We start from the raw sequence: 13,420 nt of genomic DNA, 5'->3' as shown, positions 1-13,420 counted from the left end.
CCGGCGAGATTGATCCCGATCCAAATGGTTATGGTTTTATATGAAGCGGGCCATACGGTGGAAGCAGTCCGATCCGGCGCGTAGCGCATGAGGACTATCGCCGAGAATCCGACAAGCAACGCGATAATAATCCAGTGTCGGCCCCGATTTTTACTCTCGTTGCTAAGGGGAAAAACCAGGGCGAAAATCACGATCCCCAGGCAGACCCAGGCCAGATTCATTAGGATGTCAAAGGTGCTGAAAATATGAAATAAATCGACATTGCCATCGACGGAGATCCGCCATCCGCTAAAACAGTATAAACACAACAGTGCAAGCGGCAATAGGCGCAGGGGGTAAATCTTGTTCATGATATTTATCCCACGGGTATTTCCGAGGACAGAGCACGCCCCAGCAATTTTGCGAGCCGCAATGCGACATACCCGCAGGTTGGATAGCACCCCGCAGTCAGAATGTCAATAATAATCCTTGAGTTACAAGTACATCTCGTCCAGCAGGTGTTTGTACTTATCTGTGACGACTTTGCGTTTGACTTTGAGCGTGGGGGTCAGTTCGCCGGATTCAACGCTGAAGTCGATTGGAATGATTCGGAATTTCTTGATTGTTTCGAACTTGGCCAGTTGCGCGTTGGCGCGATCGACCTCGGATTGGATCAGCTCGCCGAGTTGGGCGTGGGAGCACAGCAGTTCCCAGTCGTCAATGGGCAGGCCTTCGCTTGCGGCCCAGGACTTGACGTGCTCCTCGTCGAGGGTCAGCAGGCAGGTCAGGTAGTTGCGGCGGTCGCCGTGGACCATCGCCTGGCTGATGTACACGCTTTGTTTTATCAGACCCTCGATGTTCTGCGGGGCCACGTTCTTGCCGCCGGAGGTGACGATGATGTCCTTCTTGCGGTCGGTGATCTTGAGAAAGCCGTCGGCGTCGATCTCGCCCACGCCGCCCGTGGCGTACCAGCCCTGGTCGTCAAGCACCTCGGCGGTCATCTGCGGTTCCTTGAAGTAGCCTTGGAAGACCATCGGCCCGTGCACCATGATCTCGCCGTCGTGGGCGATCTTGATCTTGATCCCGCCGCCGGGTTTGCCCACGGTGCCGAAGCGATAGTCGTCCACCCGGTTGAAGGTGATGGCGGCCGTGAGTTCGGTGGCGCCGTAGGCCTCGAGGGTCAGGATGTCCGCGGCGTGAAAGAACTCGAGGATCTCGGGCGAGATCGGCGCGGCCGAGCTGGCCACCATGCGAATCCGTCCGCCGAAGAGCATCTTAATTTTGTCGAACACCAGGCGTCGCGCCAGGGCGTACTGCGCGCCTAGCAGCGCGGGCACGGGCTTGCCGTGTTGCTTCAGCCGACTGACCTTGCGGCCCACGCCCATGCTCCAATGGAAGATTGCGGCCTTGGCCGCGCCGCCGGACTCGGCGTTCTCCGTGATCTTGGCGTAAGCCTTCTCGTAGATCCGCGGCACGCTGTAGAAGATCGTCGGCCGGACCTCGCCCAGGTTGGCGATCAGCTTGTCGATGGACTCGGCAAAGGCCGTGGCCGCGCCGCCCCAGGTGCCCGCGGCCGTGGTGGCGCGCTGGAAGATGTGGGCAAAGGGCAGCCAGGTCAGGGTCAGGTCGTCGGGAGTGACCTTGTTCTCCACGGCCAGCCACTCGCCCTCGCTCATCAGGTTGTAGTGGGTGATGATCGCGCCCTTGGGCGGGCCGGTGGTGCCCGAGGTGTAGATGAAGGTCACCGGGTCGCTGGGCTCGACGCTCGCGGCCAGCTCGTCCAGGCGTGCGCCCAGCCGCTGCTCGCGCTCGTCAGAGCCATCGAGCATTTCGTAAAAGCGATGGAAGCCCGTGCCCTGGCAGCCCTCGGGGTCGATCACGATCAGCGTTTGCAGGGTCGGGCAGCGCTCGAGCACCTCGAGCACTTTGTGGAACTGCGCACTGTCCTCGATCACGATCGCCTTGGCCTCGGAATGCGCCACGTGATATTCGATCTGGCTCGACGGCAAAGTCTGGTAGATGCCCACGGTGATTCCGCCGAACAGCGTGATCGCTTTGTCGGAAAGCTCCCACTCGCGACGGGTGTTGCACAGTACGCAGACGCGGTCGCCTTTGGTCAGGCCGGTCTCGAGCAGGGCCAGCGCCAGGTTGCGCACCTGGCGGCCGAACCCGGTCCAGTCGACCGAGATCCATTGGTCGTCTTGCTTGTAACGGTAGGCCTCGCGCTCGCCCAGCCGCTGGACGCGCTCGTAAAACACCTGGCCCATGGACCTGTACTGCATCGCCGCCCCCACCAATAGTTCGGGCTGTTTTGACAATGATTTGTCGAATGCGCGCGATTGTGCGAAATCAAGCCTGGGTCAAAGATGCACCGGCTCAATGGAGTTGTCAGGCGTAGCTGTATAACCCTTATACCCGAGGCCCGGCTCGGCGTTCAACAGCTGTCAACGGACCAGCCCCGAATCGCTCAGCGTGCGCGCAACAGCGCGGCCGCCGCCTCGAGCTGGGTGTCGACGCCCGCAGCCAGGTCCAGCGGGTCGCTGGGCACGTTGTATTCCGGCGCCACGCCGATCCCCTCGATCTGCTCGCCGGTGCGCTGATAGCGGCGCTGCATCTGCGAGTAGCGATAGACGATCCCCGAGTCGGGCAGGGTGTCGCTACGCGGCGCTCCCGTGCCCCCGCAGGAGGTCGTGCCCAGCACGCTGAAGCTTTGCACGTAGCTCGCGGCCGCGGCAAAGAAGTCGCCGGCGCTGATGCACGCGCCGTTAATCAGGAACACCACGTCCAGGGAGTTCGGATCGTTGCCCGGCAGCACGGGATGGGGGATCCAGAGGGTGAAATCGTCGTGGCCCGGCCCGCTTTTGTAGCGGAAAAAAGCGGGCGTGACGATCCGGTCGAGAAAGCGCGCCAACACCGACATCGCCACCAAGTCCGAGCCGCCGCGGTTGTATCGCGCGTCGAACACAATGCCGTCGCGCCCGGAGAACAGCGCCAGCGCCGCGTCGAGCTCGGAGAGGATCTGCTCCTCATAGCCGGAGTTGAGCGTGGTCAGGCGCAGGTAGCCCAGGTCCGCGCCCAGCGGCTTGTAGCGCAACACCTCGCCCTGGGCGTCGGCCAGAAAGTCGAGCAGCGGCTGGGGCGTGCAAGCGCCAAAGCTTTCGCCGTTGCGCGGCACACTGAACTGCAACTCCAGCCCCGCGCGTTCCACGGTGTACTGCACCTGATCCGCGCCCGCGCTGAAGCGCTCGACGTGCGAGAGGCGCCAGAAGTCGCAGCACTGCGGCGACGAGCAGCCCTCCCAGTCCATGGCGCGCTCCAGCAGCTCGTCCGGAGTCTCGCCGTCGATCAGCAGCACTTCGTCGCCGGGCTCCAATCCCGCGGCCTGGACGCTGGGGCGCGTGACGTACACCGCGCCGTCCATCCGTTCGAGGCACACGCCGGTGGGCGTGCGGTCGGGCAACAGGTCCGCGGGCACGCCGGCCAGCGTGGACCAGGTGTGCGAATCGCCAAGCGAGGCGGTGATCTGCGCGATCAGCAGGCTGAACTGCGCCCGATCATTCTGCACACGGGCCAAGGGCGCGTAGCGCTCGAACGCCGCGTCCCAGTCAATGCTCTTATGCGTGAAGTAGGCGTACCCCTGGTCCATGGTCTGCCAAAAGCGCAGGAAGTCCGCGTAAAAGGGACCATCGTCATCATCGTCGTCGGGCTGATCATCGTCGCCCAGGTCGTCGTCATCGGGTTGATCGTCGTCATCGTCCACAACGTCGTCGTCGTCGCTGCTATCGTCCATGACGTCGTCGTCATCGTCCGCGCCTTGGCAGCAGGCCAGGCAGGCGTACAGCGCGAGCAGCGCGATGATCCACAAGAGCGCGGCGTGGCGTTTGATCATGGATATCAGATTACGCGGGAACAACGGCTTGAGCAAAATCCCGCTGACGAGTAAATTCCAAGGTTACCAATGAAGTCGGTACGCATTTTAACCTGGTTGATAATCCTGCTGGTGCTGATCGGCACGCCGCTCTGGGCCCTGCGCCGGTCCGGCGTCGCCGCCTGGGAGGAGCGCTAGCGAGTATGCGTCGCATGCGCTCGATCGCGGCCTGTGCGTTGCTCGCGGCCCTACTGCTGTGTGCGCCGGTCGCGCGGCCCGACGCGCCGCCGGCCGAATCGCCTACGCCGCGCGAGCAGCTCGACCAATCGCTGCTGCGCGCCCACGCGGCCTACGATGTGCTGCAAAACTACAGTGCAATGGTCGAGGTGCGCGAGCTGGTTCGCGGACGCACCAGCGAGATGGAGCGGATCTTCGTGGTTTTCGACAAATCGCCGCTGCGGATGTACGTGCGTTGGCTGCCCGGCGGCGGGAACGCCGGAATGCAGGCCTCGTATGTCGAGTCCCGCGACGGGCCGGACCACTTCCTGGTTTTGGAGACCGGACTGCGCGGCCTGTTCGGAGTGCTGCGCTTCAGGCTCGACAGCGCCTTTGCCGATACGCTCTATCCGCACCACTTTCGCATGATCGACTACGACTTCGGCAAGCAGCTGGACTTTGCCCAGGGGCTCTACGACCGGGCCCGCGAGCTCGGCGGCTGCCGGGTCGAGGTCTTGGGCATTGACCAGCGCAGCATGCCCGGGCACCGGCTCAAGCGCTACAGCGTGTTGATCGGCGACGATCAGGCCGACGGCCTGAAATTTAGGCGGCTGAACATGGCCTTTGATCTGGGCAGCGGCATGCCGCTGCATTTGGAGTACGTCGACTTGCAAGACCGGGTCTGGGGCAGCTATCGGTTTATGTCGTTCGAGATCGACCCGCTGATCGACGATGCGCTGTTCGAACTACGCAAGATCGGGCAGTAGGGCGGGGCGGCTTTGAGCCGCAGCACAACTCGCGGCGGCTTGGAACCGCAGCATGGCTCGCGTAATTCGCTGGCCCTAATGCAAAGGGCCACCGCGCGATAAACGAATGGGGATCTTTCCCCCATTGTATTCCTCTCAATGGCAATCTTCGTTTGATTCAGATAGTGTGAATCTCCTAAAACATCCGTGGTTAACACCAGGGAAGCGAGCATGACCAAGGGCTCTCGCGTCTTGTTGGTCAATCCGTTTGGTAAACGGATCATCGGCGACAGGACACCACCGTATCATCTGATCAGTCTGGCCACGGCATTGCCGCGCGATCTGCACGTGGAGATCTGCGACTTGCGCTTTGAGGACCGCCCGCTGCAAAGCTATCTGGGGCCGGACCTGGCCTGGGTCGGCATTACCTGCATGATCGGCAAGCAGCTCGAACACGCGGCGCAGATCACCGCGCAGGTACACGAGCAAAGCGACGCGGCCGTGGTCTGGGGCGGCGTGCTGCCCACTCAACTGCCCGAGCTGGCGCTGGAACAAGGCGGCGCGGACTACCTGATTCGCGGCGAGGGCGAGATCGCCCTGCGCGAGCTGATCGCGGGCAACGACCGGGGGGTCCAAGGCCTGCTGCGGCGCGGCGATCCCGTTCCACCGCCAAACGAGAGACGGCTGGCCGAACAGATCGACTTGGCGCAGATCGAGGATCTGCGGCTGGACCTGGTCGACATGCGCAACTACATCGAGAACGGCGGATACGGCCCGGCGATCACCCTTCTAACTTCCCGCGGCTGCCCCAACAGCTGCGCCTATTGTTACCAGAGTACGGTCTACCAGCGCTCCTGGCGCGCCTATAGCGTGGACTGGGTCGTGCGGATGATCCTGATGTTCGAGCGCGAGTACGGCATTAAGCATTTCCAGCTGATGGACGACAACATCATGGTCGACATCAGGCGCGTGTTGGCGATCTGCCAGCGGCTGATCGAGCAGGACAACGACAGGACGTTCTCGATCTTCGGCGCGGACGTGGCCACCACGCACAAGCTGGGGCCCGACGATCTGAAGCTGCTGGCGCGCGCCGGCTGCAAGGTAATCAACATCGGCGTGGAGAGCGGATCAGAGCGCATTCAGGAGCTGATCGATAAGCGGGTCGACTTCGGCAAGCTGTTCGAGATCAACCAGACGTTGCGCAACGCCGGCATCAAGCCGACCTACAACTTCATGTCCGGCTTTCCCGGCGAGAGCATGGAGGACATCAAGCAGTCGGTGGACCTGATGAACCGGCTCAAGGAGCACAATCCGCAGTGCGACTGCGGCACCATTAAAATGCTGCTGCCCTATCCGGGGACCAAGCTGTTCAAGCTGGTGCAACGCGATTACGGATTCGAGCCGCCGCAGACCATCGAGTACTGGAGTCACTACAATTGGGGCGAGGCCGACCGGCTGGACCTGACCTGGGTCGACCAGAAGCAGCGGCGGTTTCTGGTCCGGCTGTACTTTCTCTCGCTAATGATGAATCCCTCGTACCTGTTCGTGCGCTCGACCCTGTTTCGCTGGATCACCAGACTGTGCTACCCGATCACCCGTCTGCGTTTTAGGAAGCTGTGGGTCAACAGCGCGATCATACCGCGCGTGCTGCGCTTCATTAATTCCCGTCTATAGTCCGGTTGGCGACGGCGGCCAGCCGTAGGTGTTCGGCTCGGGCGGCACGCTGGGCCTGATGCGCCAGACCCCCGAACGATCCGCGGTGTACCACCAGCCGTCCGTGCCCACGTACACGCCGGTGAGCAGCGGCAGTGGGCTGTAGCTCCCCACGCTCAGGCGTTGGACCAGCCGCATTTGGTCCAGGTCGACCACGGCCAAGGTGCCCGAGAAATAGTTGCCCGCCAGCAGCACCCGGCGCTGCGGATCGATCGCCAGATCGCGCGGCGAGGTGCCCACGCGCACCGAGGCCAGTTTGCGCAGCTGCGGGTCGTAGACCTCGAGCACTCCGGGCAGCGGTCGGGCGATCCAGACGTTGCCGGTCAGCTCGTCCACGGCCACGCCCCAGACAATCAGCCCGGGGTGGATCTTGCTGCGCGAGCCGTCCGTTGTGTCGAACGCCTCAAGCGCGCCCCAGAGGATCTCGGAGGTGGTGTAGAGCCTGTGCCGCACCTGATCCAGAGCCAGGCTGTACGACATGATCTGCGAGGACCATGCGTCGATTTGCGAGCGGTCGCCGTCGAGCTGATAGACTTGCAGCTCCTGGATCCCCTCGCAGGCCACGTACAACCGCCGCCGGTCCTGGTCGACGGCCATGTCCACCGGCCATCTACAGGTTTTGATCGTCTCGGATTGAATGCCGTCGAAGATCGTGATCCGCGATCCGAGGTAGTTCGCCAGTAGGATCTCGCCCGTTTGGCGGTCGACCGCCATCCGCTGTGGATTGTAGGCCTGCTGTACGTCCTGCCAGCTTTGGTTGGGCATCAGCCTAAAGGCGTCGGGATGGCGCGCGGTGACCACAAACAGCCCGCGTCCGTTGTCCGCGATGTCGTAGGCGCCGTAACGCTCGAAGATCCGCACGCCGCCCGCGGTCTGGGCCGTTGCGAACTCGTGGACCTGCAACAGCATGAATAGCGACAGCGAAGCCACTCCGAGCATCGCGGCGAAGTTGCGACGGACAAAGGCGCGCTCGCGGGTCGCCAGGTAGGCGGCAAGCCCGCAAAGCGCAATCAGCGCGCTCCAGCCCGGAAACTTGATCGCAAGCACCCACCAGCCCACGAGCACGAAGACGATGGCCACGTATTTCCAAAACGTGATAAACGTCCGACCGGCGGTTTGTAAGAAACCACGCGGATCGTTGGGTCGACGGGCCACGCGCAGGCCGTGCAGCGTGCAGATTATCGCGACCAGCGCCAGGACCCAGAGGTAGCCGTGCTTGCTGGTCAAGTTGGAAAAAACGATCAGGAACGACACCGTGGCCAGGCCCGAGAGCAGCCAGTCTCGCAGCCAAAGCGACGCGCCGCTGCCGCGAACGAGCCCCTCGAGCCAGGCCGCAATCGGCAACGTGACGATTAGCAGGTTGACCAGGTCCGCGCCCTTGGGCTTTCTCATCTCACAGGACCAGCTCCGGCACCGGCGACATCTCCGGCGGCCAGCAATCGGCGTCCGGCTCAGGCGGCAGGCTGGGCCTGATGCGCCAGACCCCGTGGCGGTCCGCTGCGTACCACCAGCCGTCCGTGCCCACGTACACGCCGGTGAGCAGCGGCAGCGGGCTGTAGCGCCCCACGCGCAGTCGCCGGACCAGCCGCATTTGGTCCAGGTCGACAACAGCCACGGTGCCCGAGAAATAGTTGCCCGCCAGCAGCACCCGTCGCTGTGGGTCGATCGCCAGATCGCGCGGCGAGGTGCCCACCCGCACCGAGGCCAGTTTGTGCAGCTGAGGGTCGTAGACCTCGAGCAGTCCAGCCAGCGGTCGGGCGACCCAGACGTTGCCGGTAAGTTCGTCCACAGCCACGCCCCAGACGAGCAACCCAGGGTAGATCACGCTGTGCGAGTCGCTGTCGAGGTCAAAGGCCTCTAGCGCGCCCCAGAGGATCTCCGAGGTGGCGTAGAGTCTGTGCCGTTTCTGGTCCAAAGAAAGGCTGACGGATAAGATCTGCGAGTCCCGGGTCTCGATCAGTTCGTGTTCGCCGTCAAGGTCGTAGACCGGCATTACGCCAATCCGCTCGCAGGCCACGTACATCCGCCGCCGATCCTGGTCGATCGCAATATCCACCGGCTCTGGGCAGGTTCTTATCGTCTCGATGTTCGTGCCATCGAACACCGTGATCCAACCCCCGCCGTAGTTGGCCAGCAGGATATCGCCCGTCAGGCGGTCGACGGTCATCCGTTGGGGCGAGTCGGTCTTTTCCAGAAGGGACCACTCTGCGTTGGGTTGGAGACTGCGAGCAAACCTGGCACGTAAAGCGACAACGAACAGGCCGCGCCCGTTGTCCACGATGTCATAGGTGCCGCATCTGCCGAAGATGTTTTTGGGCTTGGTCGGCGAGGCTCCGCAGTAGTCATGGACTTGCAGCAGCAGGCACAGCAACAGCGAGGTCAGGCCGATCAGGCCCGCGATACTGCGGCGCACAAATTTCAGAGTGCGAAATTCCAGGTACACGGCGAGCCAGCACAGCGCGATCAACGATGTCCAGCCCGGCACTTTGATCGCCAGCACCCACCAGCCAGCAAGAGTGAAGATGATCGCCGTGTACTTCCAGAACAAGAAAATCGTCCAGACCGTTGCTCTCAGGAATTTCCGAATAAAGTGGGGCCGACGGGCCACGCGCAGGCCGTGCAGCGCGCAGATTATCGCGATTAGCGCCAGGACCCAGAGGTAACCATGACTGCTGATCACGTTTAAAAAAACGATCAGGAACGACAATGTGGCCAGGCTCGAGAGCAGCCAGTCGCGCAGCCAAAGCGACGCGCCGCTGCCGCGAACGAGCCCCTCGATCCAGGCCCCGATCGGCAGGGCGATGATCAGCAGGTTGACCAGGTCCGACAGCTTCGGTTTGCTCAGCTTCACCATGATGTGTTGTGCAATAATAATGTAGCGAAGCGTTATCAGCCAGTCCGCATTTTTTAATGGGCTTAGCGCTCAAGCCCGGTCACGAGGGCGGTTGACAGCTTTTGGCTATTGTGTCAGGTGTTAAAAACAGACTGGAAAGATATTTCGGGCTAAACGGGGGATTACGATTAAAAACTTTGCCGTTGCGGTCAATATGTGTGCGCGCAAGGTCTCCAAGTCGACCCTGCAGATGATCTCCCAACATGTGGACGTCGAGGATCTGTACGTTACCCAGACCATCGAACAGTCCGACCAGAGCCTGGACGAGATCATCCAAAAGCGCTATCCGCTCGTGCTCTGCGGCGGCGGCGACGGCACCGCGATGCGGATCATGGAGCAGGTCCACCTCAAGATCAAAGCGTACAACGCGGAGGGCGGCGACTACAGCATGCCGCGTTTCGGTCTGCTCAAGCTGGGCACCGGCAATGGTTGGGCCGGGCTGCTCAACGTGCCGCCCAAGGTCAATCCGATCTGGGAACTGCGGCAGAAGCACGAGCACGAGCTGCGGTTCGGCACGTTCAACATGCTCGAGGCCGAGGATCGGCTGTTCCACTTCGGCGGCTTCGGCGTGGACGCGATGGTGCTCAACGACTACATCGAATTCAAGCGGCGCTTCTCCAAGGGCTTTACGTGGAAGGTCGCCAACAGCCTCTGGGGCTACCTGATCGCGCTGGCCACCAAGTCGATCCCCAAGGTATTGACCAGCAACATGCACTTCAAAATTCGCGCGATCAATATGTCCGACGAGCCGATCTATCGCATCTCGCACTCCAAGGGGCGCGAGGAACTCAATGTCGGCAAGGGCGAGACGATCTTCCAGGGCGATGCGCTGATGGCGGGCTTTGGCACAACCAACTATTACGGATTCAAGCTCAATGTCTTCCCGTTTGCCACGAGCATACCCGGCTATTGCCAACTGCTGATCGGCAACCCGCCGGTGCCCAAGCTGCTGGCCAACATCCGTAAGGTCTGGCGCGGCGTCTACGAGCACCCCGATCTGCACTATTTCCTGGTCAAGCAGGTGCGCCTCGAACTCGAGCAGGACGCGCCGTTCCAGCTCGGCGGAGATCCCGAGGGCTACCACAAGGATCTGGACCTGCGGGTCTCGGAGTTCACCGTGGACGTGCTGGACTTCCGGCGGCACCTTCAAGCTAAAGTGTAGACCTGTTCCGACGGCACCTTGGAGGTGCCCGCAAAGCTCGCGCAGCAAAAGGGTCTTAACTCAACGACCCTCGCCGCGACGGCACACCTTAATGCTAAGGCACTGACCTGTTCCGGCGGCACCTTTGAGGTGCCCGCATGGCACGCGAGCGGACCATGGTCGCAGCTCCACGATCCACCCCGCGCCCGGCTATGAGCCGCGGCAAAACACGCGCAGAACGCTGGTCGTAAAGCAACGCCGAACTTCGCGGCATAGCAACCTTCGTCGAACCGCAAGTCTGCTGCGTTTGCGTATCTGATAAACGGTTTAACAACAGGTCGGACTGGCTCTCCGCGTGTTAACTGTCGTATAAGGCTGACATGCTCAAGGCTTCGATACTCGACGGCCGATCGCGCCTGTGGGCCGCAGTCGCCTTGTTCGCTGTGCTCGCCGCTGTGCTGTTGCGTTTGGCAGCGCTTGATGTGCCCCTTGATCGCGACGAGGGGATGTACGCCTACGGCGCCTGGCGCGCACTCGATGGCGAGCGGCTCTACGTCGATGTGGTCGATTCCAAGCCGCCCGGGATCTTCGCAGTCTACGGCCTGGCCCTAGCTCTTGGCGGAGGAACCAGGGCGATCCACGCCACCTTGATCGCGGTCACAGTGCTTTGCGCGCTGCTGATCTTTCGTTTGACGCGCAAGTGGTACACAACGCGTGCAGCCTGTATCGCCGCCGCGCTGCTGGCGCTGACCCAGGTTGCTCCGGCTTACTTCGGCTTTTCGGCCAACGTCGAGCAATACATGGCATTGCTGATCATCGCCGCGCTGCTGAGCCTGCCGCGAGACGAACACGACCGGCAGCCGTGGCGCTACGTATTGTGCGGAGCGCTGATCGGCGCGGCCGCGCTGTTCAAGCCCGTTGCATTGACCGAGGGGCTGCCGATCCTGGCGCTGGTCTGGCTCGCCGCCGGCCGTACGCGCCAACGACTTGCGGGCCTGGCGCTGGTCGGCGCGGGTTTTGGCCTGACGTTGGCCCTATGCCTCGCCTATTTCGCCTGTCGCGGGTCCGCATCGGAGCTGATCTATTGGGCCCTGGGCTACAACGTCGGATACTCCTCGTCCATCGGCCTGGATCAGCGCTGGCGCATCTTGGCGTACGAGGCGTTGTCGCGCGGCATGCTCGCCCGCGACCTGCCCCTGCTCGCCGTGGCGTCCATCGGCGCAGTGACGCTGTTGCGGCGCACGGATAAAAAACGCGCCGCGGCCTGGTTCGCTCCGGCCTGGCTGCTCTCGGCCTTTATCGGCGTCTCGGCCTCGGGCCGCTACACACCGCACTACTTTCAGCAGTTGCTGCCGCCGCTGTGTATGCTCGCCGCAATCGGCGGCGACAAGTTGATCGATATTACCGCAGCCTCGGGATTGGGCGAGAGCTACCGGCGCGTCTCGACCTGCGTGATCCTTCTGCTGCTGCTCGTCTTTCCCACGGCCGCCCAATGGCCGCTGTATCGGCTGAGCGGAAACGAACTGTCAAGGACGATGTTCGGGCTTAATCCGTTCGTCGAGGGCGAGCTGGTCGGCGCGTACCTGGCCGAGAACACCGACCCCGAACAGACGGTCTACGTGCTGGGCTCGGAGCCGCAGTTCGCCTATCACGCCCGGCGCCGACTCGCCAGCAGCATCGCGTTCACCGCGCCGCTGATCGAGCAGCATCCCGACTCGCCCCGCTTGCGGCAGCGCGTGCTCGAACAGATCGAGCGCAATCAGCCGCGCTACGTGGTCAGAATGCGGCTGCCCTCGTCGCTGGTGATCCGCGACGATCCGTCCGATTGGTTTATCGGGAAACTGGAGTCATTGCTGCAAACCGATTATCAGCGCGAGGCCGCGCTGCTGGCCGAGCAGGGGCGTCAGCCGCGGCTGGTGGTGGGCGAGCTTCCGCCGGTGGGTCGCTCGCCGATCGTGCTCGACATCTATCGCCGCAAATAGTCCAACCGCGGCTCGATCGTTTGCCACAGTTCCCAGGGCCAACCCGATGTGAGGTGCAGCGGATTGTTGCGGCCCCAGGAAATCCCGCCGGTGCAAAAATACGAGACGTTGACCTTGCCCGAGAGCATGGGCACCACGGTGGAATTGCGGCAGATCGACATGTCGGCCATGGTGCGTTTGATCAGATGATCGAACAGCACGGTGGCCGGTCGGCTGCTGAAAATCAGCTTGGTCAGACCTTGCCAGCCCGGAACGTTGTCGAGCTTGGCCAGAACGCGGTTTACTCCCAACGACAAATGGCCGCGCCAGCCGGGATTGTCCTCGAATAAAACCTTGAGCGCGCTGGTCGAGAGCCCGCCCTCGTCCGCGTACTCCCAGGCCGCCGCCTGTTTGCCCAAAAGCTCGATCATCGAGCGTAGCGTGGGCGCCATATTGCGTACGATTACGACCTGCGGCTCGATCTCGGGGTTGAACTCGTCCAGACGCGCCAGGTAGATCCCCACCGTATCGACCGCCCGCGGCTTGATCGATTGCTCAAAGCTCGAGCCTTCCGCGGGCGCATCGAACCCCAGGGCGATCGGCGCCCACTGACAGGTCGTCAGCGACTCGCGTTCGACCCACAGCTCCGTTCCCGAAGTCACCTCGCGCACCGCGTCGCAATAGCTGATGCCGCGAAACAGCGGGATCTCGTCGGACCACGCCGGTCGCTCGCTGTAGAGTCTGACCCCCACGGGCGGTAAATCGAGCCTGATTTTCTCCATGGTCTTCCTCCGAACCGGGTCTGATCGGCAAAAATATAGCACAGCCGCGGCAATTGCCCGCAACGCGCGGTACATGATAGATATTGATCAAAAGCTGATGCCAACCAACCTTTACGGGGAA

General features: G+C 62.4%; 10 protein-coding genes. 4 read left to right on the top strand and 6 right to left on the bottom strand.

From position 1 onward, the window contains the following. From P9M14_07045 to P9M14_07035, 3 genes are all read right to left on the bottom strand, one after another. On the bottom strand, positions 1-350 hold a 350-nt coding region (locus tag P9M14_07045; protein ID MDP8255486.1), incomplete at its 3' end, for a hypothetical protein. Positions 351-473: 123 nt separating this feature from the next. Continuing rightward, complete coding sequence (locus tag P9M14_07040; protein MDP8255485.1) at positions 474-2,261, bottom strand: long-chain fatty acid--CoA ligase; 1,788 nt, start codon at positions 2,259-2,261, stop codon at positions 474-476. A 185-nt stretch (positions 2,262-2,446) separates the two neighbouring features. Further along, entirely contained in the window at positions 2,447-3,868 is a 1,422-nt protein-coding gene (locus P9M14_07035) for a S41 family peptidase (GenBank protein ID MDP8255484.1), read from the bottom strand. Positions 3,869-4,050: 182 nt separating this feature from the next. Here P9M14_07035 and P9M14_07030 point away from each other — a divergent pair, with 182 nt between their 5' ends. Together P9M14_07030 and P9M14_07025 are read left to right on the top strand one after the other, a co-directional pair. Beyond that, positions 4,051-4,830 (top strand): DUF1571 domain-containing protein, encoded by a 780-nt coding sequence (locus P9M14_07030; GenBank protein ID MDP8255483.1) that lies wholly within the window; start codon positions 4,051-4,053, stop codon positions 4,828-4,830. 210 nt (positions 4,831-5,040) lie between these two features. Continuing rightward, positions 5,041-6,483, top strand: a complete 1,443-nt coding sequence (locus P9M14_07025) for a radical SAM protein (GenBank protein MDP8255482.1) — start codon at positions 5,041-5,043, stop codon at positions 6,481-6,483. Here the strand turns inward: P9M14_07025 and P9M14_07020 are convergent. Both P9M14_07020 and P9M14_07015 read right to left on the bottom strand, forming a co-directional pair. Continuing rightward, positions 6,478-7,914, bottom strand: a complete 1,437-nt coding sequence (locus P9M14_07020) for a hypothetical protein (protein ID MDP8255481.1) — start codon at positions 7,912-7,914, stop codon at positions 6,478-6,480. The genes P9M14_07025 and P9M14_07020 overlap by 6 nt on opposite strands. 1 nt (position 7,915) lies before the next feature. Continuing rightward, the gene (locus P9M14_07015) at positions 7,916-9,376 is read right to left on the bottom strand and encodes a hypothetical protein (GenBank protein MDP8255480.1); all 1,461 of its coding nucleotides are present in this window, start codon (positions 9,374-9,376) and stop codon (positions 7,916-7,918) included. A gap of 193 nt (positions 9,377-9,569) precedes the next feature. On the opposite strand from P9M14_07015, the gene P9M14_07010 reads away from it, so the two are divergent. Together P9M14_07010 and P9M14_07005 are read left to right on the top strand one after the other, a co-directional pair. Continuing rightward, entirely contained in the window at positions 9,570-10,577 is a 1,008-nt protein-coding gene (locus P9M14_07010) for a diacylglycerol kinase family protein (GenBank protein MDP8255479.1), read from the top strand. A 359-nt stretch (positions 10,578-10,936) separates the two neighbouring features. Then, positions 10,937-12,538 (top strand): glycosyltransferase family 39 protein, encoded by a 1,602-nt coding sequence (locus P9M14_07005; protein MDP8255478.1) that lies wholly within the window; start codon positions 10,937-10,939, stop codon positions 12,536-12,538. On the opposite strand, the gene P9M14_07000 is transcribed toward P9M14_07005, so the two are convergent. After that, positions 12,523-13,299, bottom strand: coding sequence for a DUF169 domain-containing protein (locus tag P9M14_07000; protein ID MDP8255477.1), 777 nt, complete (start codon positions 13,297-13,299; stop codon positions 12,523-12,525). The genes P9M14_07005 and P9M14_07000 overlap by 16 nt on opposite strands. Positions 13,300-13,420: the final 121 nt, after the last annotated feature.

This window comes from Candidatus Alcyoniella australis (genome assembly GCA_030765605.1).
GTDB classification, from domain to species: domain Bacteria; phylum Lernaellota; class Lernaellaia; order JAVCCG01; family Alcyoniellaceae; genus Alcyoniella; species Alcyoniella australis.
The sequence above is the reverse complement of the archived record's forward strand: the minus strand, read 5'-3'. Positions and strand labels throughout refer to the sequence as shown.